Consider the following 26210-nt stretch of genomic DNA (forward strand, 5'->3'; position numbering starts at 1 on the left):
GGTCGGTCAGTGATCCCTAGGCCGGTCGGCGATTCCCGGGGCGGACGCGATGCTGTACGCGGCGGAAGAGCAGATCGTTCACGACGTGGCCCTTGTCCAGGCCCTGCCCTTCGAAACGGGTCAGCGGCCGGAACCCGGGGCGGGGTGCGAACCCGCCGTCGGCCTGGGTGTTCTCGAATTCGGGGTGCGCGGTGAGCACGTCCAGCATCTGCTCCGCGTACGGCTCCCAGTCCGTGGCGCAGTGCACGAGCGCGCCCGGCCTGAGCCGCGTCGCGGCCAGGTCGAGGAACGCGGGCTGGATGAGGCGCCGCTTGTGGTGGCGCTTCTTCGGCCAGGGGTCGGGGAAGTAGACGCGCAGTCCGTCGAGCGAGTCCGCCGGCAGCATCTCGCGCAGCAGGATGATCGCGTCGCCGTTGGCGACCCGGACGTTGGTCAGCCCGTTCTGGTCGGCGAGGTTGAGCAGGTTGCCCTGGCCGGGCGTGTGCACGTCCACCGCGAGGATGTCGGTGTCGGGGTCGGCGGCCGCCATCTGCGCGGTCGCCTCGCCCATGCCGAAACCGATCTCCAGGACGACCGGACGGTCGTCGCCGAACAACTCGGCGAGGTCGACGGGGTGCCCGTCGATGTCCAGTCCCCACTTGGCCCACAGCCGCTGCAACGCGTCCGCCTGCCCGGCCGTCACCCGGCTGCGCCGGGGCTGGAAGCTCCGGATCCGCCGCTCGAAGTGCGACCCGGCGGGATCGGCCTTGGGCCCGTCGGGGAACCGGGGCTCCCCCTTGGTGCGGGTATGCCGAACGGACTCACCCGGGTGGTGCTCGCCGCCGGGGGAGGGCTGGGGGATTTCGGGGGTACTCACGGAATCAGACACAGTGGGGTCGATTTTACGGGGGCCGGGCGGGCGGCCGTGAGCCGAGGCCGGGGCGAAGGCTTCGGCCGAGGCCCTGGCGAAGGTGCCGGTCACGACGCCTCCAGCACTGCGAGTGCTCTGCGGGCCACCTCCCGCCCGATCGGCAGCGAGGCGGTGGCGGCCGGCGAGGGCGCGTTGAGCACATGCACCGTGCGCGGCCCCTCCCGGATCAGGAAGTCGTCGACCAGTGTGCCGTCCCGCAGCACCGCCTGCGCGCGTACCCCGGCCTCGGCCCGCACCAGATCCCCGTCCTCCACGGCAGGCAGCAGGCGGCGCACCGCGTCCGCGAACGCCCTCCTCGACAGCGACCGCCGCAGCTCCCCGACGCCGTACCGCCAGTGTCGCCGGCCCATCCGCCACAGCCCGGGCCACGCCGCCGTCGCCATCGCCTCCCGCGGCCGTACGACGCCCCATCCGTACCCCTCCCGGGCCAGCGCCGGCACGGCATTGGGGCCGATGTGCACGCCGCCGTCGATCCCTCTGGTCAGATGCACCCCGAGGAACGGGAACGCCGGATCGGGCACCGGATACACCAGTCCGCGCACCAGCTCCGGGCGCGCCAGCTCGTAGTACTCGCCGCGGAACGGCACGATCCGCACCTCGGGGTCGTCGCCCGTCAGCCGGGCGATCTCGTCGCAGTGCAGTCCGGCGCAGTTCACCAGCACCCGCGCCCGGATGACGTCCCCGCGCCCGGTGAGCACGGCCACCCCGCGCTCCGGCCGCCGGTCGACGCGCACGACCTGGGCGCCGTAGCGGATCTCCGCCCCGGACGCCTGGCCCAGCTGTCGTGCGACGGCCGTGTAGTCGCAGATCCCGGTCGTGCGTACGTGTATGGCGGCGAGGCCGCGCACCTCGGGCTCGTACTCCGCGATCTGGGCGGCGCCCAGCTCCCGCACCGGAATGCCGTTCTCCCGGCCGCGCTGCACGAGCGCGTGCAGCCGGGGCAGCTCCGCGCGCTCCGTGGCGACGATCAGCTTGCCGGTGACGGAGTGGTCGATGCCGTACTCCGCGCAGAACTTCGTCATCTCGGCCGCGCCGCGCACCGCGTACCGGGCCTTCAGGGACCCCGGCCGGTAGTAGATCCCGCTGTGGATGACGCCGCTGTTGCGGCCCGTCTGATGCCGGGCGACTCCCGGTTCCTTCTCCAGCACCGTCACCCGTGTGCCCGGCGCGGCGCGCGTGATCGCATACGCCGTGGACAGCCCGACGATCCCGCCGCCGACCACGAGCACGTCACAGTCATAAGCGATCCCCGACACGTGCACCACCTCCCGCCTCCGATAGTGCACTGCGCCACTGACAACGCCTTCAAACCCGGGGAAGGGCACGACGCGCCCGCGACCCCGAAATGGAAGAAACCGGGCATCCGGGGATGTAACGGCCTAAGCCGGTGTCATCAGTAACGGCCGGGCCCGCTCCCGCAGCTCCACCACGCGCGGCTCGTCGCCGTACGGCTCCAGCCGGTGAAGGAGATCCTTCACATACTCCGTCGTCCGCGCGGAAGAGATCCGCCCGGCGACCTCCACCGCCCGCACCCCCTGCTCGCAGGCCGCGTCGAGATTCCCCGACTCCAGCTCGGCCACCGCGGACACGACGAGCCGTAACCCGTGCGACCGCACGAACTCCTCCGTCGGCTGAGAAAGCGCCTGCTCGGTGAAGCGCCGCACCTGACGCGGCGCCTTCAGATCGCGGTAGCACTCCGCCGCGTCGGCGGCGAACCGGTCGTAGGAGTAGAAGCCGAGCCAGGACGGGTCGTGATCGCCGTCCCGCGCCCGCTCCAGCCAGCTCTCGGCGGCCTTGAGCGCGGCCCCGGCGGCCTGCGCGTCCCCCGCGCGTGCGTGCGCGCGTGCCTCGACGAGCCGGAAGAAACTCATGGTGCGGGCCGTGGCCAGCCCCCGGTTGCGCTCCAGGGCGGCCTGCGCGAGGTCGACGCCCTCGTCGCCGAAGCCGCGGTATGTCGCCTGGAGGGACATGGAGGCCAGCACATACCCCCCGAGGGGGACGTCCGCCGCCGCGCGGGCCAGGCGCAGCGCCTGGATGTAGTACCGCTGCGCGGCCTCCTGCTGGCCGGTGTCGAAGGCCATCCACCCGGCCAGCCGGGTCAGTTCTGCGCTGGCCCCGAACAGGGCACGGCCGACTTCGTCGGAGTACGAGCCGAGCAGCAGCGGCGCGGCCTCCACCCGCAGGCACTCCGGGACCATGGACGAACGCCAGTCGCCGCCCCCGTACTTGGAGTCCCAGCGTCTGGCGTCCTCGGCGGCCTCCCGCAGCTTCTGCACATCGCTGTGGCCGACTTTGAGCGGTGCGCCGGACCCCTCCAGAAGGTGTACGTCCCGCGCCACCGAACTGTCGGCCGGGGTTATCAGCCACCGTGAGGCGGGCGTTGCGTATGCGCTTACCGCGAATGATCCGGCCAGCGACTGCCAGATGCCTCCGGAACCGGCCCGGCGGCCGGCGAGGTCGAGGCGGTAGAGGTCGGTGGCCGAGCGCACCGCCTGGTTGACGTCCCTGGGGAAGGCGAGGCCCACCTCGGGCGCGGGGTCGGCGTCCGCCAGTCCTATCTCGTGCAGCGGCACCGGGCGGCCGAGCTTCTGTCCGATGGCGGCCGCGATGAGATGGGGCGCGGCACCCTGCGGCACCATGCCCTTCGAGACCCAGCGCGCCACGGACGTCTTGTCGTAGCGAAGAGTCAACCCGCGTTGAGCGCCAAGATCGTTGACGCGTCGCGCGAGTCCTGCGTTGCTGATTCCCGCGAGGGCGAGAACGGCGCCGAGTTTTTCGTTCGGCCCGCGTTGCTCCCTGGACATTGCGCCACCCCTCGACACAGACGGCTGCCGCGCTGGCATAACCATGCGGCATTCGTAAACCCAGCGTAGTTCGCCGCATCCCAAGCGTTAAGGGGCATTCTTCCGGTTGGCGGGATTGTGGTCAGTACGAAAGCGCGGGTGCAGGTGCGGATCGTCGCGGTGTGCTCCCGCTGTGTGGTCGTGCGCCCGGCCGTGCGCTCTTCTCCGGCCATCACGGGAGCGGTTCCATGGCACCTGCGTGGGTCGGCCCGCTGTACTGGATCCAGTGGGCTGGGGGACACCGCCGCCTTCATCCCCGCGGGCGGCGGAACGGTCCGGGGGGCGAACTCCGTCTCCCGGACCGGCGCGAGCCTTTCACGGCACGCGCGCGTGCACGGAGCGTGTGCGGAGCCTGCGCGGGACGTTCTCAACACCGGACGCACGCCGGGGATTTGGCCGAAAATCGACCCTCTGTTCCCTGGGTGACAACGTCTCCGACCATGGAAATCGAGGGCGCGCAGGGCGTCCTGGGGGAGCGTACCGGGGGCGCATTCAGGTCGTGGACGCCGGGGTGCGCGCGGACGCCGCAACCGGCGCCGACACGTTCACACGGGCACACTCCCCGGATCGCAAGCGGCGCCGCCTCCTTCTACGGCGCGTTCTTCGTGGCAGCATGTGAACCGTTCGTACGGTGCACTCGGTTGTCCACAGCCTGTGGAGGCGTCGATGCGGTGGTTGGTGGGATGGAGCAGCACCGCCGCGGGTGCGCTGGGCGGAGCCATGGGCTACGAAGGCCGCCAGGACGACGGTGCGGCGTACGGAGGCCAAGTCGGCCACGACGGTGAGACCTTGCACCCGGTCGGCTCCCAACTCCTGTGGGGCGACCCCGATCCGCTGTGGGCGGTCGGCGACTGGCGCCCCGACGAGGTGCGGGTGGTGCAGGCCGACGCCCAGACCCGGATCGCGGTCCTCGGCACCTGCGGGGCGAGCGACGAACAACTGCGCGTCGGACTGTTCGCCGCGCGCGGAGGGGCACTTCGGCATCTGACGGCATGGTCGGGCAGCTACACGGCGATCGTCCAGGTCGGCCGGCGCATCACCGTCTGCGGTGATCTCGCGGGCGCCCGCCCGGTGTTCCACACCCCGTGGGCGGGCGGCACGGCGTACGCGACGGCCGCGCTGCCGCTGGCCGACCTCATCGAGGCCAACCTCGACTTCGGCCACCTGGCGGCCCTGCTCGCCGCCCCCGACGTACCGGCCGCCCTGCACGACTCCACCCCGTACGACGGCGTGCGACGCATTCCGCCGGGGCATGCGTTGATCCTGCGCGCCGGGGCGCGCGAGGTCGCCGGCTACGAGCCGGTCGCCTCCCTCGCCGTGGCGGCGCCCCCGGCCGACGCGGACAGCGCGGTCGACGGCGTGCGCGACGCGCTCATCGAGGCGGTACGCGCGCGTCTGTCCGCGCCCCGGCACGTCCCCGACATCGATCCCGGCCCGGTGCCCGGCATGGGACCCGCCGAACGGCGCGCCGCGCGCGGGATGCCCGTTCCCGGCATCGGCGCCGACCTCTCCGGCGGTCCGGCCTCCGGCACGCTGGCGCTCCTGGCGGCCGGCCTGCCCGGCATGCCCGGCACCCTGCTCGGACACGGCACGGGCGCGGGGGAGCGGCTGCTGGCCGTCACCTTCAACGACCTGGCCGTCGGCGGCCGCGAGGCCGAACTGGAACGGGCCGGCGCCCTCGCGGCCAACCCGCGACTGCACCACGTCGTGGTGGCCGGCAGCGAGGAGACCCTGCCGTACGCGGACCTGGACGGCCCGCTGACCGACGAACCCGGCGCCAGCCTGGTCACGGCCGCCCGCCACCGGGCGCGTCTCGCGGCGGGCAGCGCGGACCACTTCACGGGCTCCGGCGCCCGCCAGGTCCTGGACGCCCACCCGGCCCGCCTCGCCGACCTGCTGATGGACCGCAAGCGCCGCCACCTGGTACGCCCCGTCGCGGCGTTGACGAAGGCCGACGGGTCGGTACTCGTCCCCGCGCGCGTGTACGGCGCGGCCCGCCGCCTGGCCCGTACGTCCTACCGCGCGGGCATGGAGGGCCTGGCAGAACGCCTCCTGCACCGCAGCTTCAGCTTCGACGACCCCGGAGGCGCCGTAGGGGCGTCCCTGGCCGCCCTCACCTGGGGCGGCGCGGGCCCGGCGGCGCGCTGGCTGACGGGTGAGGCGCTGGCTGAAGTATCGGTTCGCCTGCAGGGCGCCGCGCACCGGTCCGGAGTCGGCCCCGGCCAGCGCCCGGGCGACTACCGCGCGCGTGCCGCCCTCACGCGTCATGCCATGGACCTGCGTGTCCTGGAGCAGGCCGCCGAGATCCGCTCCCAGCGGCTGCACGCTCCGTTTCTCGACAACCAGGTCGTCCGCGCGTGCCGGGCGCTCCCCGAGACCCTGCGCGTGCAACCGGGGGCGCGCGCCGCGATCCTGCGCACCGTCCTGAAGGGCGCCGGTGTCACCGACCTCCCGCCCGGCTGGGGCGCCCCTTCCCAGGCCCCGGTCACCGCGGCGGCCCGGGCAGGCCTGCGTATGGCGATGGACCCCCTCCTCACCCTCTTCGAGGCCCCCCTGCTCGCGGAAGCGGGACTGATCGAGGCGAGAGTCGTCCGCAAGGCCCTCAGAGCCGCCGCGGCGGGCGAAGCCCTCCCCCTGGACGGCCTCGCCGACCTGATCTCCCTCGAGATCTGGCTCCGCCGCCTCCTGTCCCGCAGAGGAACCTGCTGGACAGGAACCCCGGCCCGCGCACGCGCGGTACCGGCAGGCATCGCCCCTCAGAGGCGAGCGGTCTCCTCGGGCGGCTGAGGCCGCGCCGCTCCTGCCGCTGCCCGCACTACTGCGGGCAGTCGTGCCGCTGGTGCGGCACGCGTGGGCTCAGCGGCACCCCGCACCGCCGGGCCGCGCCACCCACCCCTCAGCCGCCACGCCGAGCCACGCCAAACGGAGCCGGCCGTACGCACCTGGGGACCGACCCCCGGGCACCCACCCCGCCCCACGACCGACCGCCCCGAAACGCGGTGCCCCCACCTCGTCCCCCGGGGACAATGAACAGGTGCGGTACAGAATCCTGGGCGTCACCCAGACCGAGGACGACCAGGGCATCGCCGTATCCATCCCCGGCCTCCGCCTCCGCACGCTCCTTACCGCCCTGGCCCTCCGCCCGGGCCGCGCCGCCGCCCCGGAAACCCTCATCGACGAGGTCTGGGCCGACTCCCCGCCCCAGGACGCCACCGCCGCCCTCCAGGCCCTTATCGGCCGTCTCCGCCGTGCCGTCGGCAAGGACACCGTCACCTCCGCCCCCGAGGGTTACCGCCTCGCCGCGACCGAGGACGACGTCGACCTCTTCGTCTTCGAACGGCTCGTACGCCAGGGCACCGACACCCTGCGGCAGGGCGACGCCTCCGCCGCCGCCCGCGCCCTCGACGCCGCCCTCGCCCTATGGCGCGGCCCCGCCCTCGCCGACCTCCCCGACCGCACCGCGGCCGCCCGTCCCGAGGCTCTCCACCTGGAAGCCACCCGCGCCCGCGCCGAGGCCGACCTCCTCCTGGGCCGCGCCCGCGAAGCCGTGCCGCGCCTGACGGAACTGACCGCCGCGCACCCCTACGACGAGCCGCTGCACGCCCTCCTCATCCGCGCCCTGCGCGACGCCGGCCGCGCCGCCGACGCCCTCGCCGCCTACGAGACCGCCCGCCGCACCCTCGCCGACGGCCTCGGCGCCGACCCGGGCCCACACCTGCGTGCCCTGCACACCGAACTCCTGAACCGCCCGACACGGACGCACCGTCGCCGACACGACCACGGCCCGGCACCGACCCACCCCCCAGCGCCCCTCGCCGACCTCACCCCGTTCCACCTTCCCGAACGCACCGGCAACATCCGTCCGCGGCTTACCTCTTTCGTGGGCCGGGAACCCGAGCTCGCCGCCATCCGTTCCGAATTGCACAGGGCCCGTCTCGTCACGCTCACCGGACCGGGCGGCTCCGGAAAGACCCGTCTCGCCGAGGAAGCCGCCGCCGGGCTCCCGCAGGCGTGGCTGGCCGAACTGGCGCCGCTCGACCGGCCGGAGGCGGTGCCGGGCGCGGTGGTCAGTGCCCTCGGTCTGCGCGAGACCGTCCTGTTGACCACCGACCTGGCCACCCCGCAGGACGACCCGGTCGCCCTGCTCGTCGAGTACTGCGCACAGCGCAGCCAACTCCTGATCCTTGACAACTGCGAACATGTCATCGGCGCGGCCGCCGCCCTCGCCGAGACCCTCCTCACCCGCTGCCCCGGGCTCACGATCCTCGCCACCAGCCGTGAACCCCTGGGCATCCCCGGTGAGTCGGTGCGCCCGGTCGAGCCCCTCCTCCCCGACCAGGCGCACCGCCTGTTCACCGACCGCGCGGCCGCCGCCCGCCCCGACGCGGTCGCCACCCTGCACGACCGGGACCAGGAGGCGATCGCGGAGATCTGCCGCCGGCTGGACGGGCTGCCGCTCGCCATCGAGCTGGCCGCCGCCCGCCTCCGGATGCTCACCCCGCGCCAGATCGCCGACCGCCTCGACGACCGCTTCCGCCTGCTCACCTCGGGCAGCCGCACGGTCCTGCCCCGCCAGCAGACCCTGCGGGCCGTCGTCGACTGGTCCTGGGACCTGCTCGACGAACCGGAGCGCACACTGCTGCGCGAGCTGTCCGTGTTCGCGGGCGGCTGGGACCTGGAGGCGGCGGAGGCCGTGTGCACCGGCCCCGTCGCGGACCTCGTCGGAGCGCTCGTCGACAAGTCCCTGGTCGTGGCCGCCCCCTGTGAGGGCGACGGCGGCGACGGCATGCGCTACCGCATGCTGGAGACCATCCACGAGTACGCCACCGAACGCGCGGCCGAGTCCCCGCGGTCCCGCGCGGCGGTCGAACGGCGACACCGTGCGTGGGTGCGCGCGCTCGTCGAGCGGGCCGATCCACTGCTGCGCTCCGCGGAGCAACTCCGCTGGATCTCCCGCCTGGAGACCGAGATGGACAACATCCGCGTGGGCCTCCAGCGCGCGCTGATGGCAGGTGACGAGGAGGAGGCCGCCGCCCTCTGCCTCGCCACGGGCTGGTTCTGGTGGCTGCGCAACCACCGCCACGAGGGCGCCGAATGGACCGACCGCACCCTGCGTCTGGGCGCCGTCCTGGACACGCTCCAGCCCTCCCGCACGAACAACAGCCCCGACCGTGCGCCCGCCCGCCCCCTCGACCCCGCTGCCACCCTCACCTGCCGCTCCCTCACCGTCCCCGCCGACCTCACCGCCCGCATGGCCGCCGTCGACCCCGTCGACGCCTTCCTCGAGACGACCCCGCCCGCGCCCGGGGCGGACGGCCACACCCGGTACATGCGGCGCGTGAACCTGCGGATGCTGCATCTGTTCCTGTTGTCGGAGTCCGAGCGGAAGGACGTCGGGGCGGACTCACGCCACCGGCAGTACCTCGTCCGCCTGCGCGCCGACTACGAGCCGGGCGGCCCGCAGGCCGCCGTGATGCCCGGCCTGATCTGGCCGTTGACGGCCTTCCAGCTGCGGGACACGGTGGACGTCCGGAGCATCCTGGACGCGGCCGTCGCCAACTGCCGTGCCTACGGCGGCGACTGGGAACTCGGCTGCACCCTGATGTTCCGCACGCACACGGTCGTCGACTCGTCCGGCGGACTGCACGGCGTCGACGACGACCTGGCGGAGCTGCGGGAGCTCAGCACGCGCGTCGGCGACCGCTGGATGCGGGCCCAGGTGTGCAGTGCGGCCGCCGAGGCGGAGATGGCGCGCAGCCGCTTCGCGGAGGCGGAGCGCGAGTACCGCGAGGCGCTGCGGCTCGCCTACGAGGTCGGGGCGTACACGGAGTCGCCGTTCCTCATCGCCCGGCTCGCGGAGATCGCCTACCGCTCGGGCGACGTCGACGGCGCGCTCGCCGCGCTGGACGAGGCGGACAACGCCGCCGACCGCCACGGCGTGCCGGACGTCCGGGCGTTCGTCCTCCTGCTGCGCGCTCACATCGCACTCTACGAGGGGCAGGCCGCCCACGCGCGCGAGCTCTGCGACCGGGCCCGTACGGCGGCCGGGGAGGGCACACCGCCACCGCAGTTCGCGGCGGCGCTCGGTTTGCTCGACGCGGACCTCACGGCCGCCGAGTCCGGCCCCGAGCACGGTCTGCCGATGCTCGCCGACACGCTGCGCCGGGCGGTGGCCGACGAGTGCGCCGAGACGGTCACCTCGTCGATCCTGGACGGCGCGGCGGACGTGCTGGCCCACCTCGGCGACTTGCCGCGCGCGGCCCGACTCCTCGCGACCGCCGACGCTCTGCGCGGCCCCCACCCGCGCCCCGCCCCGGACCACGCCCGGGCCGAGCGGGCCGAGGCCGCGATCCGTGAGGCCCTGGGCGCCGAAGGCTACGCGGCCGAGCGCACCCGGGGTACGTCCATGACGGTGACCGACGCCCTCGACGAACTCACGCGAGCCGCGCACGACCACCCCGCCCCACCGCCGGACACGGCGCGCCCCGCAGCCTTCCGGTCCGCTACGAGCAGGTGAACGTGGACTCGGCCCAGTCCGCGAGTGCCACCGTGTCGAAGGTGCTGTGCGGCTCGACCACCAGGCGTACGGTCGCGCGGCCGGTGAGGTTCACATGGACGGGCACGGCCGGGTCACCACCCTTGATCACCCCGGACGACCAGAGCCGGTTCCCGTCGCCGTAGACGGAGAAGGAGACCTTGCCGAGCTTCATCGTCAGATCGTCGACGCCGACGAGCGCGTCGTAGGAGGTGCACTCCCGGTTGAGGTCGACGGTGACGGAGGACTCGCCGTGCACGGTCACCCCGCGCCCGTACGGCCGGTCCGCGATGGACAGCCCGTCGTCGCGCTGCCACACCCAGCTGCTGCCGCCGAGCCGGATCTCGGGCCCGGTCCCGTCGCCGGTGACGTCGAAGGACAGCTCGCTCAGCGGGTAGGCGGCCGGAGCGGGCGGCGGCGTGCGTGTGGGGGTCGGGGTGGGCGTCGGCGTCGGGGTCGGCGTCGGGGTGAGGATGGGGGCCGGCGGTGGTGTGGGGGCCGGCGTCGGGATAGGCGTGGGCCTGGGGCTCGCGGCCGGCGTCGGGGCCGCCGCCGGGATGATCGCCGGAGGGTTCGGCTCGGGCTCCTGCGTCGGCGTAGGCGTGGGGGTCGGCTCCTCGGGGCGTGCGACCGGCGCCGGCGCGGATGCCGGGGGCTTGGCCTCGGGCTGCTTGGCAGGACTGCCGTTGCCGACGAGCGCGAGGGCCACGGCGGCGGACGCCACCGCGACCACACCGGCGGCGATGCCGGCCTTCACGGGCGCGCCCAGCCCCTCCGAGGCCAGCGCACCGCCCCCGGCGCCCGTCCCGCCGGAGGAACCGCTCGCCGCGGCGGCCGCGCCCGCCGCCCCCACCCCGGCGCCCCCGGCGAGGAGCGCGACGGCCTTGGCGTACCCGGCGGCGCCGAACCAGCCGATGACCGCGACCGGCACGACGGCGGGGATGCTGCTGGCGACCTCCTCGATCTGCAGGGCGGCCAGCCGGCATTTGGCGCACTCCTCCAGATGCTTGCGCAGCCCTCGTTCCGCGCGGGTGCGCAGTCGGCGGCGGGCGTAGGTGCCGAGCTGGTCGGCGTAGCGGGCGCACTCCTCGTCGCTGGTGAGGGTGGCGCTGACATGGGCCTGGAGATAGGCCTGCTTGAGGCCCTCGCGGGCGCGGCTGGCGAGCACGCGCGTGCCGTTGGCGTCGAGGCCGAAGAGCATGGCGACCTCGCTCGGCGACTCGTCCTCGACCTCGGTGTGCCACAGCACCGCCTGCCAGCGCTCGGGCAGCGAGCGGAAGGCCCGCATGGCCATGGACTGCTCGGCCTCGTGCATCGCGCGCACGTCGGCGCCCAGGTCCAGGCTGTCGTCGTCGGCGACGTCCAAGGAGCGGGCGGACTGCGCGGCGAACACCGCGAAGTCGTCGACGAGTTGCTCCCGCTTCGCCGAGCGCGTCCAGCCCGCGGCGACGCGGCGGACGGAGGTGAGGAGGTAGGCGCGGACGGCGTACTTGGGTCCCGAGCCGCCGCGCACCGCCTGGAGCATGCGGGCGAAGACCTCGGCGGTGAGATCGTCGGCGGTGTGCGCGTCCCGGCAGCAGGTGCGGGCGTAGCGGCGCACGGCGTCGGCGTGACGTCGGTACAGCTCCTCGTACGCCGTGTCGTCGCCCGAGCGCATCCGGCCGATCAGGTCGGTGTCGGCCGGCGGCAGGTCCCGCGGCGGCGGGAGGATGCCCCCGGTCCGCCCTTCGCGCTGTGCCGGGACGGTGCTCTCCACCGGGGCGGCCGGCGGGGTGGGTGCCGGGCCGCTCGCGCGTCCGCCCTGGCTCGGCACCTGCGGTGAACCGAGTGACTCGTCCCGACCGTCAACGCTCATCGCGGAAAGCCCCCCGCCGCCTGCCCTACCAGTCCCGACCACCGGGTCAGGGTGCCATATTGGCTTTTGTTCAGGACCCTGTGGGACGGCCCTACCACTCGTCCGTGCGGACTTGTCGAAACCCAGTACTAGGTTTCACTCGTACGGGGAAGGTTCAACTTTCGTGCCCGGGGCAGGAGTTGAGACTCCGGACCGAAATGCCCCGTATGCGTTCGGGATGGCCGTGGGGGTGAGGGCCGCTCGGCCCCCACCCCCACAGCCACCCTTACGAGTCAAACGGACCGCGACCGCAGGCCCTCCAGCAGGATGTCCAGCAGCCGTGCCGAAGCGGCCGCCTGCTGGGCCGGGTCCGGCAGCGAAGGCGCCGCCGTCGCGATGACCAGCAGCACGTCCGACACCGACACGTCGGCGCGCAGTTCGCCCGCCTCCCGCGCCCGCTCCACGAGCCGGCCCACGACCTCCAGCAGCGCCGCCGCCCCGGCGTCGTCGACGGCGGTCGTCGTGCCGTCGTCAGCGACGAGCCGCAGCTCACCGCTAACCGGCTGGGTCCGCTGCTGCGGCACCCGCGCCCCGTCGGTCGACACGGCCTCGGTGCCGTCCTCGGAGACCCCGACGCGCAGCACCTGCGGCGGCAGCAGCCGCCCCGCGCCGGACGCCACGGACGTCCGCAGGAAGCGCGACAGCGCCGACCACGGCTCGTCCTCCTGGCCGAGCGCCGCCCGCGCCTGGTCGGTCAGCCGAGAGGTCTCCTCCTCGGCTATCCGCCGCACCAGGACGTCCTTGCTCGGGAACCGCCGGTACACCGTGCCGACGCCGACCCGCGCGCGCCGCGCCACGTCCTCCATCGGCGCGCCGTACCCCAGCTCACCGAACACCTCGCGCGCCGCGCGCAGTACGTGTTCCAGATTGCGCTGTGCGTCCACGCGAAGCGGCGCTGACCGCGCGCCGTCCCCGCGTCCGTTTCCCATCGCCGCACTGACCGCACCGACCGTAGCGCCGGATGCGAGGGCTGGTGCGGACGGCCAATGCGAGTTCTGAATGTGCATGAATGATCCCCCGGTAATGACGTCTCCCCCCGGAGACTCTCCCCGCCATCGAAAGCCGGGGTGTGGAACAGGGGACGGCCACCCCGGGCCCGCCCGTCGCAGACCCGCAGAGCGCTTCCCCCTGACACCCCGTCGACTCACGAACATAGTTGAGAGGGAGTCAATTCAGAAGGGGCAGGTTCCGCACGGAGCGCCCCCCGATCGGAGTACGGGTCGTATACGTCCCGATTGCACCCCTTCCCGCACCCCGGCGCACACCCCCTGACCTGCACTCCTGCCCCGTGCTTCGGTGTTTCGGCCAACCCCGCGCCCGCCCGACTCGCGGTCACACAAATTGTCGAGGCTGTGGACAAACTCCAGCGACCGGTGCGTCATGGGATGGTGAAGGAACGTGCGCGCATTCTCGTTGTCGGCGGCGGCTACGTCGGGATGTACACGGCCCTGCGGCTCCAGCAGAAGCTGAAACGGGAACTGGGCCGGGGTGAGGCCGAGATCACGGTCGTCACACCCGACCCGTACATGACGTACCAGCCCTTCCTCCCCGAGGCCGCCGCGGGCGCCATCTCCCCCCGGCACGTCGTCGTGCCCCTGCGCCGCGTACTGCCGCACTGCCGGGTCGTCGTCGGCGAGGTCACCGCCGTCGACCACGCCAAACGCACCGCCACCCTCACCACCCTCGCCACCGACGAGGAGGGCACCGGCCCCCGGCAGCTGACGTACGACGAACTCGTCCTCGCGCCCGGCTCGATCTCCCGCACGCTGCCCGTCCCGGGGCTCGCCGACTACGCCATCGGCTTCAAATCCGTCGAGGAGGCCATCGGGCTGCGCAACCACGTCATCGAACAGATGGACATCGCCTCCTCCACCCGCGACCCCGCGATCCGTGACGCCGCCCTCACCTTCGTCTTCGTCGGCGGCGGCTTCGCGGGCGTCGAGGCGCTCGGCGAACTGGAGGACATGGCCCGCTACACCACGCGCTACTACCACAACGTCAAGCCCGAGGACATGAAGTGGATCCTCGTCGAGGCCTCCGACCGGATCCTGCCCGAGGTCGGCGCCGACATGGGCCGCTACACCGTCAGTGAGCTGCGCCGCCGCAACATCGACGTGCGCCTGAACACCCGGCTGGAGTCCTGCGCCGACCGCGTCGCCGTCCTCAGCGACGGCGCCCGCTTCCCGACCCGGACGGTCGTGTGGACCGCCGGCGTCAAGCCCCACCCGCTCCTCGCCGCCACCGACCTCCCGCTCACCGAACGAGGTCGGCTGAAATGCACCCCCGAGCTCACGATCGACGGCGCCACGCACGCGTGGGCGGCCGGAGACGCCGCGGCCGTCCCCGACGTCACGGCCGGCGAACCCGGCACGGAGACCGCGCCCAACGCCCAGCACGCCGTCCGCCAGGCCAAGGTCCTCGCCGACAACATCGCGCACTCCCTGCGCGGCGAACCTCTGGAGACATACACCCACAAATACGTCGGCTCGGTCGCCTCACTCGGCCTCCACAAGGGCGTCGCCCACGTCTACGGACGCAAGCTCAAGGGCTACCCGGCCTGGTTCATGCACCGCGCGTACCACCTCAGCCGCGTGCCCACCTTCAACCGCAAGGCACGCGTCCTCGCCGAATGGACCCTCTCAGGGCTCTTCAAACGAGAGATCGTCTCCCTCGGATCCCTCGAACATCCCCGCGCGGAGTTCGAACTGGCTGCCGGTGGAAAGCCTTCTGACGAGTCTTCCGGCGACCCGAAGGGGTCGTCCTGACCGATCCAGGAACTCCACCGGCCGCCCCCACGTCTGACGAATGTCGGCCCGGACGGCGGCCACACTGCCAGACTGCTCCCTGCTCATAGCCCCCCGAACCCACGAGGCTGTTCCCCCGTGCTCCACCTCCCGGGTGCTGCAACACTGTGCGGCCACCGCCGCGCGGCCCCCGCAGCCCAGGCCGGGCCCGGAGCCGGCCGACGACGACTACACGAGGCAAGGATTCGTGAACTTCACGCGCTGGAGCGCCCGGCTCCCCGGAACGCAGCGCCGCGCCGCCGCGCGAGCCGAGCACCCGGTCACCACCACGGACCGGCGGAGCGAAGGCTCCGTACCCGCGGCCCGCGCCGAACAACTCACCGACGAGCCGCCCCCCGTGCCCGCCGTCGACGAACTCCCGGTCCGTGAGGTCCTCGACCGCGTCCCGGCCCTCGTCGCCCTCGTCCACGGCCCCGACCACCGCCTCGCCTACGTCAACGACGCCTACACGGCGGCCTTCGGCGCCCGCTCCTGCGGCGAACCCGCGGCCGAGGCCCTCCCCGAGCTGCGCGACCTCGGCCTCATGCCCCTCCTCGACCAGGCGCTGCGCAGCGGCAAGCCCCGCACCCTGAAGTCCCGCAAGGCCCCCGACGGCCGCCACTACACGTTCACCTGCACCCCGGCCGCCGAGGACAACGGCAAGGGCACCGTGCTGATCTTCGCCACCGACGTCACCGATCACGCCGAGGCCGCCGAACGCCTCAGAGCCAGCGAACGCCGCCAGCGCGAGACCGCCGTCACCCTCCAGCGCTCCCTCCTCCCCCAGGAGCTCGAAGAGCCCGACGACCTGCGGATCGCCGCCACCTACCAGCCCGGCGGCACCGAGGCCGCGGTCGGCGGCGACTGGTACGACGTCATCACCCTCGGCGGCGGCCGCACGGCGCTGGTCATCGGCGACGTGATGGGCCGCGGCGTCCGCGCGGCGGCGGTCATGGGCCAGCTCCGCACGGCCGTCCGCGCGTACGCCCGCCTCGACCTGCCCCCGCACGAGGTCCTCCAGCTCCTCGACGGCCTCGCCGCGGAGATCGACGCCAACCAGATCGCCACCTGCGTGTACGCCATCCACGACCCGAACGAGGGCCGGCTGGTGTACGCCTCCGCAGGCCACCTGCCCATCCTGGTCCGCGACGAGAACGGCACCGTCCATCGCGCCGACGAGCCCACCGGGCCGCCCCTGGGCACCGGCGGCTGGATGCACGCCTCCGGCTCGATCCCCCTCGGCCCCGGCTCGACCGCCGTCCTCTACACGGACGGCCTGGTCGAACGCAGGAACGAAGACCTGGACGAGGGCATCGCCTCCCTGGCCCGCGCCCTGTCCGGCGCCACCGGCACCCCCCAGGTCGTCTGCGACCGCCTCGTCCGCTCGGCCGGCGTCACCGCCGATCACGACGACGACGTCGCCGTCCTCGTCCTCCAGCACCCCGCCCGCACCGGCCCCGACGGCGAGCTGTTCCGCAACGCCGCCCTGGAGCTCCTCGGCGGCGTCGAAGCGGCCCCACGCGCGCGTGCCTTCGCCTCGGGCGTCCTCACCAGCTGGCGCTTCCCGGCCGACCTGCACGACCTCGGCGTCCTCGCCGCCAGCGAACTCGTCGCCAACTCCCTCCAGCACGGCATCCCGCCCATGCGGCTACGGCTGCGCCGCACCGACCGCCGGCTGATCATCGAGGTCACCGACGGCGACGACCACCTCCCGCGCCGCCGCCGCGCGGAACCGGGCGACGAGTCCGGCCGGGGTATCGCCATCGTCGCCACGATCGCCTCCAACTGGGGCAGCAGGCGCACCCCGGGCGGCGGAAAGGCGGTGTGGTGCGAGTTCGTCCTGCCGAAGCCGACCGAATGAGACCGGCCCGCACCGACCGGGACGCCACCGACCGGGACGGGGCTGGCATGGGTCCCGGATGAGGCCGAGAAGTTCCTCGAACACCCGTTCCCTCGCGCGCGGCACCTAGGCGAACCCGCCCCCCGGTGCTAGTAGCTCCCCATGGCAGACGCAACGGGCTTTCACCTCAAGGGAAGCGCCCCCGAGCGCTACGAACACTACGTCGCGCCCCTCATGGCGCCCTTCGTCACCGCACTCGTGGACGCCGCGGACCTCTACCCTGGCGCCACCGTCCTCGACCTCGCCTGCGGCACCGGCTTCGCGGCCCGTGCCGCAGCCGCCCAGGCGGGCCCCACCGGCCGGGTCCACGGCATCGACATCGACGAGGACCGGCTCGAGCTGGCGAGGGCCCGTCACCCCCGCCTCTACCCGGACATCGAGTTCACCGCGGCCCCCGCCGACGCCCTCCCCCACCCCGACCGCTCCTTCGACGTGGTCCTCTGCCAGCAGGGCGCCCAGTACTTCCCCGACCTCGACGCGGCCCTGCGCGAGGCCGCCCGCGTCACCCGCCCCCAGGGCCGCTTCGCGGCGACCGTCTGGACCCGCATGGACCAGTCCCCCTACTGCGTCGCCCAGCACCGCGTTCTGACGGAGTACGCCGGCCCGGACGCGGCCGCGGGCTACGCGGCGGCCTTCTCCTGCACCGCCGAACACCTGACGGGCGCCCTCCGCCGGGCGGGCTACCGCACCACGACCCACCACGAGGTCACCTTCACCATCGCGTTCTCCCCACTGGAGGAGTTCGCCCTGGCCCACCTCTCCGCACTCTCCTGGGGCCGGTCGATCACCGACACCGGTGGCGAACAGGCCCTGGCCACCGCCGCACACAGAGTCCGCGAGCACGTGGCCGACCACACCGCCCCCGACGACACGGCGACCCTCCCCTTCACGGCGACCCTCGTCACGGCCACCCGCTGACACGAAAGGCGGCCGCCGCCCTCCCGGACGACGGCCGCCTCCCGCGTACCTGTCTCACGCCTCCGCGGCCACCGGCTCCGCAACCGCGCCACCCCGCGCGACCACCCGCTTGCGCGCCAGCCACGGCTGATCCTGGACGGCGGTCAGCTGCCGCCCCAGCCGCAGCGCGAGGAAGGTGATCCCCAGCGAGAACAGCAGAAACGTCACGATGTACGACGCGTGCAGCGAGGCCCCCATCGGCCCGCCCACCGCCGGACCGACGGCCAGCGCGAGCTGCTTCACCAGGGCGAACGCCGAGTTGTACTGCCCCGCCATCCCCTCCGGCGCCAGATCGGCCACCAGCGGCGCGACCGTCGGCGACAGCATCGCCTCACCCAGCCCGAACAGCGCGTACGTCGACACGAACGCGGCCGTCGCCATCTCCCGGCTCCCATGCCCCAGCCCGGCGTACCCGGCCACGACCCACGCCACGGCCCAGATCAGCCCCACGGCCGCGATCACCCGCGACCGCTTCTGCCGCTCGACGAACTTCAGCACGGCGAACTGCGCGACCACGATCACCGCGGTGTTGGCGGCCAGAGCCGTCCCGAGCGCGGACGTCGAGATCCCGGCGGCCTCGACCCCGTACGCACTCAGCCCCGACTCGAACTGCCCGTAGCAGGCGAAGAACAACACGAAGCCCAGCACGGACAGCTGCACCATGGCCCGATTGCCGAGCAGCTGCTTCCAGCTCCCCCCGGCGGACTGCGGGGCGTCCCCGAGGCGCGGAGCGTGCGGCAGACGCACGGTCGACATCACCACGGCCAGCAGCAGGAACATCGCCGCCTCGATGGCGAACAACAGCGTGAAGGAGGAGACGCGAGTGGTGTCGACGAGATGCCCGCCGATCAGCCCGCCCACGCCGAGCCCGAGGTTCTGCAGAAAGAACTGCATCGCGAAAGCCCGCGACCGGGTCTCCGCGGTCGAGCAGTCCACGATCATCGTCGCCAGCGCCGGCTGCATCACGGCCTGCCCGGCCCCGAGCGCCACAGCGGCGCCCAGTACGGCGGTGGCGTTGCCCGCGAGCCCCAGGCTCAGCGCACCCAGGGCGGCGGTGACCAGGGCGACCAGCAGGACCGGCAGTGGACCGCGCCGCACGATCGCCCGACCGGCGAACGGCAGCACGATCAGCGCGGCCACGGCGAAGACCGTGAGGACGAGCCCCGCCGTCATGGCTCCCAGCCCCCGCACCTGCGCCACATAGACGTACAGGTAGGGGACGGTGAAGCCCAGTCCGAACGCGCTGAGTGCGTTGCCCACGTGGATCCGGCGCATCGCTGCGCCCTTGGCCCTGGTCACGTTCACCTCTCTCACTAGTTAGACCTGAATACTTCAAAGCTAAACTTCGAAGCTAAAGATTATATTCCGAAGGACTTCAAGGCAAAGTCGCCGCGTGCGATACTGCGGCCATGGCCGAGACCCCCGGCGTCACTGAGCCGACCCTCGAAGAGCAGATCGCCGCCTACCAGCGCGAGTTCCAGGACCTCGACCCGCAGGTCGAGAAGATCGTCTCGGCGCTGTCCCGACTCAACCGCCGGATGAACGTCGCCTACGGCCGTCAGACCGCCGACCTCGGCATCAGCAACGCCGAGTGGGAGGTCCTCAAGGCCCTCGTCCTCTCCGGTGCCCCCTACCGTCTGGGCCCCAGCGACCTGGCGAAGCGCCTCGGGCTGACGCCGGCCGCGATGACCCACCGGATCGACCGCATGGTCTCCGAAGGACTGGTGACTCGTGAGAGGGACGAGTCCAACCGGGTCCGGGTGATCGTGGAGCTGACGCCCGAGGGCCGAGAGAAGTGGCTGGAGGCGATGCGTATGGCGACGGTCTTCGAGGGCGACCTCCTCCAGGACCTCTCCGCGGAGGAGCGCACGGCTCTGGGTGAGGTCCTGACGAGACTCCTGCGCAGGGTGGAGCACGCCCAGCCGGACGCCGGCGGTCGGCTCAGCGACCTCGACTAAAAGATCTTGACAGGGGTGGTTGACACCCCCTTGCAGGGTGAGTAGAGTTCTTCGGGTTGCCGGGGAGCCGTAACGGTTCTTCGACAGCACCTCCGCCGCAGAAGCGGCACCTCAAACCATCAGCACGATCTCCCAACGGGATTGCATTCGGTGTGCCCGAATTCAATTCGAGTCGGAGTCGGCAGTCCGATTAGGAACTGCCGAGCAGATCCGCTAAGGTTTGAGACGTCGGAACGGCCCAAACGGCCGCGAAGACAAGCCCCCGCTGACTGGGAATCAGGACCGAAAGGATCTGATAGAGTCGGAAACGCCGGAAAGGGAAACCGCGAAACGAAAAACGCGGAGAACCTGGAAAGCGCCGAGGAAATCGGATCGGAAAAAGATCTGATAGAGTCGGAAACGCAAGACCGAAGGGAAGCGCCCGGAGGAAAGCCTGAGAGAGTCTCTCGGGTGAGTACAAAGGAAGCGTCCGTTCCTTGAGAACTCAACAGCGTGCCAAAAATCAACGCCAGATATGTTGATACCCCGTCCGCGGCAGTGATAGCCGAGGATGAGGTTCCTTTGAAAAAACACAGCGAGGACGCTGTGAACGGCCGGGCTTATTCCGCCTGGCTGTTCCGCTCTCGTGTGTGTGCACCGGATTACCGGTAAACATTCACGGAGAGTTTGATCCTGGCTCAGGACGAACGCTGGCGGCGTGCTTAACACATGCAAGTCGAACGATGAACCACTTCGGTGGGGATTAGTGGCGAACGGGTGAGTAACACGTGGGCAATCTGCCCTTCACTCTGGGACAAGCCCTGGAAACGGGGTCTAATACCGGATATCACTTCCACTCGCATGGGTGGGGGTTGAAAGCTCCGGCGGTGAAGGATGAGCCCGCGGCCTATCAGCTTGTTGGTGAGGTAATGGCTCACCAAGGCGACGACGGGTAGCCGGCCTGAGAGGGCGACCGGCCACACTGGGACTGAGACACGGCCCAGACTCCTACGGGAGGCAGCAGTGGGGAATATTGCACAATGGGCGAAAGCCTGATGCAGCGACGCCGCGTGAGGGATGACGGCCTTCGGGTTGTAAACCTCTTTCAGCAGGGAAGAAGCGAAAGTGACGGTACCTGCAGAAGAAGCGCCGGCTAACTACGTGCCAGCAGCCGCGGTAATACGTAGGGCGCAAGCGTTGTCCGGAATTATTGGGCGTAAAGAGCTCGTAGGCGGTCTGTCGCGTCGGATGTGAAAGCCCGGGGCTTAACCCCGGGTCTGCATTCGATACGGGCAGACTAGAGTGTGGTAGGGGAGATCGGAATTCCTGGTGTAGCGGTGAAATGCGCAGATATCAGGAGGAACACCGGTGGCGAAGGCGGATCTCTGGGCCATTACTGACGCTGAGGAGCGAAAGCGTGGGGAGCGAACAGGATTAGATACCCTGGTAGTCCACGCCGTAAACGGTGGGAACTAGGTGTTGGCGACATTCCACGTCGTCGGTGCCGCAGCTAACGCATTAAGTTCCCCGCCTGGGGAGTACGGCCGCAAGGCTAAAACTCAAAGGAATTGACGGGGGCCCGCACAAGCAGCGGAGCATGTGGCTTAATTCGACGCAACGCGAAGAACCTTACCAAGGCTTGACATACACCGGAAACGGCCAGAGATGGTCGCCCCCTTGTGGTCGGTGTACAGGTGGTGCATGGCTGTCGTCAGCTCGTGTCGTGAGATGTTGGGTTAAGTCCCGCAACGAGCGCAACCCTTGTTCTGTGTTGCCAGCATGCCCTTCGGGGTGATGGGGACTCACAGGAGACTGCCGGGGTCAACTCGGAGGAAGGTGGGGACGACGTCAAGTCATCATGCCCCTTATGTCTTGGGCTGCACACGTGCTACAATGGCCGGTACAAAGAGCTGCGAAACCGTGAGGTGGAGCGAATCTCAAAAAGCCGGTCTCAGTTCGGATTGGGGTCTGCAACTCGACCCCATGAAGTCGGAGTTGCTAGTAATCGCAGATCAGCATTGCTGCGGTGAATACGTTCCCGGGCCTTGTACACACCGCCCGTCACGTCACGAAAGTCGGTAACACCCGAAGCCGGTGGCCCAACCCCTTGTGGGAGGGAGCTGTCGAAGGTGGGACTGGCGATTGGGACGAAGTCGTAACAAGGTAGCCGTACCGGAAGGTGCGGCTGGATCACCTCCTTTCTAAGGAGCACTTCTAGGCAGCCGCAAGGTTGTCCAGAGGCCAGTACATCGGCGTACGTCCGATGCTGGTTGCTCATGGGTGGAACGTTGATTATTCGGCATTCTCAGTCATCTCGGGCTGTAAGTACTGCTCTTCGGAGCGTGGAAAGCTGATCACGAGTGGCGGGGGTGCCGGGCACGCTGTTGGGTGTCTGAGGGAATGAACCCCTCAGTTGCCGGCCCCAGTGAACTCCAGCTTCGGTTGGGGGTGATGGGTGGCTGGTCGTTGTTTGAGAACTGCACAGTGGACGCGAGCATCTGTGGCCAAGTTTTTAAGGGCGCACGGTGGATGCCTTGGCACCAGGAACCGATGAAGGACGTGGGAGGCCACGATAGTCCCCGGGGAGTCGTCAACCAGGCTTTGATCCGGGGGTTTCCGAATGGGGAAACCCGGCAGTCGTCATGGGCTGTCACCCATACCTGAACACATAGGGTATGTGGAGGGAACGCGGGGAAGTGAAACATCTCAGTACCCGCAGGAAGAGAAAACAACCGTGATTCCGGGAGTAGTGGCGAGCGAAACCGGATGAGGCCAAACCTACGACGTGTGAGACCCGGCAGGGGTTGCGTCGTGGGGGTTGTGGGATCTCTCTTCTGTCGTCTGCCGGCGACAGGACGAGTCAGAAACCGTTGATGTAGGCGAAGGACATGCGAAAGGTCCGGCGTAGAGGGTAAGACCCCCGTAGTCGAAACGTCAGCGGCTCGTTTGAGAGACACCCAAGTAGCACGGGGCCCGAGAAATCCCGTGTGAATCTGGCGGGACCACCCGCTAAGCCTAAATATTCCCTGGTGACCGATAGCGGATAGTACCGTGAGGGAATGGTGAAAAGTACCGCGGGAGCGGAGTGAAATAGTACCTGAAACCGTGTGCCTACAAGCCGTGGGAGCGTCGGGCAAGCACTTGTGCTTGCCTCGTGACTGCGTGCCTTTTGAAGAATGAGCCTGCGAGTTTGCGGTGTGTTGCGAGGTTAACCCGGGTGGGGTAGCCGTAGCGAAAGCGAGTCCGAACAGGGCGTTTCAGTAGCACGCTCAAGACCCGAAGCGGAGTGATCTAGCCATGGGCAGGTTGAAGCGGAGGTAAGACTTCGTGGAGGACCGAACCCACCAGGGTTGAAAACCTGGGGGATGACCTGTGGTTAGGGGTGAAAGGCCAATCAAACTCCGTGATAGCTGGTTCTCCCCGAAATGCATTTAGGTGCAGCGTCGTGTGTTTCTTGCCGGAGGTAGAGCACTGGATAGGCGATGGGCCCTACCGGGTTACTGACCTTAGCCAAACTCCGAATGCCGGTAAGTGAGAGCGCGGCAGTGAGACTGTGGGGGATAAGCTCCATGGTCGAGAGGGAAACAGCCCAGAGCATCGACTAAGGCCCCTAAGCGTACGCTAAGTGGGAAAGGATGTGGAGTCGCAGAGACAACCAGGAGGTTGGCTTAGAAGCAGCCACCCTTGAAAGAGTGCGTAATAGCTCACTGGTCTAGTGATTCCGCGCCGACAATGTAGCGGGGCTCAAGCGTACCGCCGAAGTCGTGTCATTCACATAATAGGGCCAACGCCTGTGTGGATGGGTAGGGGAGCGTCGTGTGCCGGGTGAAGCAGCACCGGAAGGTAGTTGTGGACGGTTCACGAGTGAGAATGCAGGCATGAGTAGCGATTCACACGTGAGAAACGTGTGCGCCGATTGACTAAGGGTTCCTGGGTCAAGCTGATCTGCCCAGGGTAAGTCGGGACCTAAGGCGAGGCCGACAGGCGTAGTCGATGGATAACCGGTTGATATTCCGGTACCCGCTGTGAAGCGTCAAACATTGAATCAGGCGATGCTAAGTCCGTGAAGCCGTTCCGGACCCTTCGGGGAATGGAAAGTGGTGGAGCCGACGGACCAGACTTGTAGTAGGTGAGTGATGGGGTGACGCAGGAAGGTAGTCCATCCCGGGCGGTGGTTGTCCCGGGGTAAGGGTGTAGGGCGAATGGTAGGCAAATCCGCCGTTCATATAGTCTGAGACCTGATGCCGAGCCGATTGTGGCGAAGTGGATGATCCTATGCTGTCGAGAAAAGCCTCTAGCGAGTTTCATGGCGGCCCGTACCCTAAACCGACTCAGGTGGTCAGGTAGAGAATACCGAGGCGTTCGGGTGAACTATGGTTAAGGAACTCGGCAAAATGCCCCCGTAACTTCGGGAGAAGGGGGGCCACGCTTGGTGAGAGCACTTGCTGCTCGAGCTGGGGGTGGCCGCAGAGACCAGCGAGAAGCGACTGTTTACTAAAAACACAGGTCCGTGCGAAGCCGTAAGGCGATGTATACGGACTGACGCCTGCCCGGTGCTGGAACGTTAAGGGGACCGGTTAGTCACATTTCGGTGTGGCGAAGCTGAGAACTTAAGCGCCAGTAAACGGCGGTGGTAACTATAACCATCCTAAGGTAGCGAAATTCCTTGTCGGGTAAGTTCCGACCTGCACGAATGGCGTAACGACTTCTCGACTGTCTCAACCATAGGCCCGGTGAAATTGCACTACGAGTAAAGATGCTCGTTTCGCGCAGCAGGACGGAAAGACCCCGGGACCTTTACTACAGTTTGATATTGGTGTTCGGTTCGGCTTGTGTAGGATAGGTGGGAGACTGTGAAGCTTGGACGCCAGTTCAGGTGGAGTCGTCGTTGAAATACCACTCTGGTCGTGCTGGATGTCTAACCTGGGTCCGTGATCCGGATCAGGGACAGTGTCTGATGGGTAGTTTAACTGGGGCGGTTGCCTCCTAAAGAGTAACGGAGGCGCCCAAAGGTTCCCTCAGCCTGGTTGGCAATCAGGTGTTGAGTGTAAGTGCACAAGGGAGCTTGACTGTGAGACCGACGGGTCGAGCAGGGACGAAAGTCGGGACTAGTGATCCGGCGGTGGCTTGTGGAAGCGCCGTCGCTCAACGGATAAAAGGTACCCCGGGGATAACAGGCTGATCTTCCCCAAGAGTCCATATCGACGGGATGGTTTGGCACCTCGATGTCGGCTCGTCGCATCCTGGGGCTGGAGTCGGTCCCAAGGGTTGGGCTGTTCGCCCATTAAAGCGGTACGCGAGCTGGGTTTAGAACGTCGTGAGACAGTTCGGTCCCTATCCGCTGCGCGCGCAGGAACATTGAGAAGGGCTGTCCCTAGTACGAGAGGACCGGGACGGACGAACCTCTGGTGTGCCAGTTGTTCTGCCAAGGGCATGGCTGGTTGGCTACGTTCGGGAGGGATAACCGCTGAAAGCATCTAAGCGGGAAGCCTGCTTCGAGATGAGTGTTCCCACCTCCTTGAGAGGGTAAGGCTCCCAGTAGACGACTGGGTTGATAGGCCGGATGTGGAAGCCCAGTAATGGGTGAAGCTGACTGGTACTAATAGGCCGAGGGCTTGTCCTCAGTTGCTCGCGTCCACTGTGTTGGTTCTGAAACCACGAACAGCCCCACGTTGCCACAGCGTGGTGCGGCTGGACAGTTTCATAGTGTTTCGGTGGTCATAGCGTGAGGGAAACGCCCGGTTACATTCCGAACCCGGAAGCTAAGCCTTACAGCGCCGATGGTACTGCAGGGGGGACCCTGTGGGAGAGTAGGACACCGCCGAACAAATATTGAAAAAGGCCCACACCGTAAATCGGTGTGGGCCTTTTTGTGTTTTCCATTAGTGTGATGCGTATGAATTACGTCATCCGCTCCATACGCGCCGATGAGTGGCCGGCAGCGAAGAAGGTGCGGCTCGCCGCGCTTCAGGACCCGATAGCGCACCTCGCCTTCCTGGAGACGTACGACGAGGCCGTGGCCAAGCCGGACACCTTTTGGCAGGAACGAGCCGGGGGAGTCGCGGAGGGAGCGACCGGAGCGCAGCAGATCATCGCCGAGGCACCGGACGGAGAGTGGATCGGGACCTTGACTGTGCTGGTCGAGGACGCCGGCACGAAGGACTGGGCCGGCTTTCCCGTCGAGCGGAGGCAAGGGCACATCGTCGCAGTGTTCGTGCAGCCCGAGTTTCGGGGCATCGGTCTGACGGAGGTGCTCTTCGACGCCGGTGTGGAGTGGGCGTGGGCGATGGGGGCCGAGCGGGTGCGGCTGATCGTGCATGAGGAGAACACGCGGGCTCAGAGGTTCTACCGCAAGGCCGGGTTCGTACCCAGCGGTGTCGTGGTGCCGTTCGAGCAGGCACCCGGGGAGATCGAGCTGGAGTTCGTGCTCGAGCGCGACGGAGGCTGAAGG

Annotated in this window: 13 protein-coding genes and 3 rRNA genes; 10 read left to right on the forward strand and 6 right to left on the reverse strand. The window is 69.5% G+C overall.

The genetic code is table 11. The features are described 5' to 3' along the window. Positions 1-16: 16 nt before the first annotated feature. From trmB to B5557_RS23740, 3 genes are all read right to left on the reverse strand, one after another. A complete protein-coding gene (gene trmB, locus B5557_RS23730) occupies positions 17-868 on the reverse strand; it encodes a tRNA (guanosine(46)-N7)-methyltransferase TrmB (protein ID WP_173877722.1) in 852 nt (283 codons plus the stop codon). A gap of 89 nt (positions 869-957) precedes the next feature. Next, on the reverse strand, positions 958-2175 hold the full coding sequence (lhgO, locus tag B5557_RS23735) for an L-2-hydroxyglutarate oxidase (protein ID WP_079661353.1): 1218 nt from the start codon (positions 2173-2175) through the stop codon (positions 958-960). A gap of 114 nt (positions 2176-2289) precedes the next feature. Further along, complete coding sequence (locus tag B5557_RS23740; protein ID WP_079661354.1) at positions 2290-3714, reverse strand: MFS transporter; 1425 nt, start codon at positions 3712-3714, stop codon at positions 2290-2292. Between the two features lie 705 nt (positions 3715-4419). Here B5557_RS23740 and B5557_RS23745 point away from each other — a divergent pair. Both B5557_RS23745 and B5557_RS23750 read left to right on the forward strand, forming a co-directional pair. Continuing rightward, positions 4420-6540, forward strand: coding sequence for an asparagine synthase-related protein (locus tag B5557_RS23745; protein ID WP_079661355.1), 2121 nt, complete (start codon positions 4420-4422; stop codon positions 6538-6540). Positions 6541-6787: 247 nt separating this feature from the next. Continuing rightward, the gene (locus tag B5557_RS23750) at positions 6788-10270 is read left to right on the forward strand and encodes a BTAD domain-containing putative transcriptional regulator (RefSeq protein ID WP_079661356.1); all 3483 of its coding nucleotides are present in this window, start codon (positions 6788-6790) and stop codon (positions 10268-10270) included. Here B5557_RS23750 and B5557_RS23755 read toward each other — a convergent pair. Together B5557_RS23755 and B5557_RS23760 are read right to left on the reverse strand one after the other, a co-directional pair. Continuing rightward, positions 10257-12143, reverse strand: coding sequence for a sigma-70 family RNA polymerase sigma factor (locus B5557_RS23755; RefSeq protein WP_079661357.1), 1887 nt, complete (start codon positions 12141-12143; stop codon positions 10257-10259). The genes B5557_RS23750 and B5557_RS23755 overlap by 14 nt on opposite strands. 272 nt (positions 12144-12415) lie before the next feature. After that, positions 12416-13189 carry a TetR/AcrR family transcriptional regulator gene (locus B5557_RS23760; RefSeq protein ID WP_079661358.1) on the reverse strand — a complete coding sequence of 258 codons (774 nt, stop codon included), beginning with the start codon at positions 13187-13189 and terminating at the stop codon, positions 12416-12418. 378 nt (positions 13190-13567) lie between these two features. On the opposite strand from B5557_RS23760, the gene B5557_RS23765 reads away from it, so the two are divergent. The 3 genes from B5557_RS23765 (at position 13568) to B5557_RS23775 (ending at position 17783) form a co-directional block, all read left to right on the forward strand. Next, positions 13568-14947, forward strand: coding sequence for an NAD(P)/FAD-dependent oxidoreductase (locus B5557_RS23765; RefSeq protein WP_079661359.1), 1380 nt, complete (start codon positions 13568-13570; stop codon positions 14945-14947). Between the two features lie 226 nt (positions 14948-15173). Next, positions 15174-16826: an ATP-binding SpoIIE family protein phosphatase gene (locus tag B5557_RS23770; RefSeq protein WP_079664953.1), complete on the forward strand. Its 1653-nt coding sequence runs from the start codon at positions 15174-15176 to the stop codon at positions 16824-16826. 141 nt (positions 16827-16967) lie between these two features. After that, positions 16968-17783, forward strand: a complete 816-nt coding sequence (locus tag B5557_RS23775) for a class I SAM-dependent methyltransferase (RefSeq protein WP_079661360.1) — start codon at positions 16968-16970, stop codon at positions 17781-17783. A gap of 54 nt (positions 17784-17837) precedes the next feature. On the opposite strand, the gene B5557_RS23780 is transcribed toward B5557_RS23775, so the two are convergent. Then, positions 17838-19127, reverse strand: a complete 1290-nt coding sequence (locus B5557_RS23780; RefSeq protein WP_079661361.1) for an MFS transporter — start codon at positions 19125-19127, stop codon at positions 17838-17840. A gap of 104 nt (positions 19128-19231) precedes the next feature. Between B5557_RS23780 and B5557_RS23785 the strand changes: the two genes are divergently transcribed. From B5557_RS23785 to B5557_RS23810, 5 genes are all read left to right on the forward strand, one after another. After that, positions 19232-19780: a MarR family winged helix-turn-helix transcriptional regulator gene (locus tag B5557_RS23785; protein WP_079661362.1), complete on the forward strand. Its 549-nt coding sequence runs from the start codon at positions 19232-19234 to the stop codon at positions 19778-19780. A 654-nt stretch (positions 19781-20434) separates the two neighbouring features. Beyond that, positions 20435-21960 (forward strand): 16S ribosomal RNA (locus tag B5557_RS23795). 301 nt (positions 21961-22261) lie between these two features. Continuing rightward, a 23S ribosomal RNA gene (locus B5557_RS23800) occupies positions 22262-25382 on the forward strand. Positions 25383-25469: 87 nt separating this feature from the next. Further along, a 5S ribosomal RNA gene (gene rrf, locus B5557_RS23805) occupies positions 25470-25586 on the forward strand. Together the 16S, 23S and 5S rRNA genes form the textbook arrangement of a ribosomal RNA operon. A 69-nt stretch (positions 25587-25655) precedes the next feature. Next, a complete protein-coding gene (locus B5557_RS23810) occupies positions 25656-26207 on the forward strand; it encodes a GNAT family N-acetyltransferase (RefSeq protein WP_079664954.1) in 552 nt (183 codons plus the stop codon). The last annotated feature ends 3 nt before the right edge of the window (positions 26208-26210 follow it).

This window comes from Streptomyces sp. 3214.6 (assembly GCF_900129855.1).
Taxonomy (GTDB): Bacteria; Actinomycetota; Actinomycetes; order Streptomycetales; family Streptomycetaceae; genus Streptomyces; species Streptomyces soliscabiei.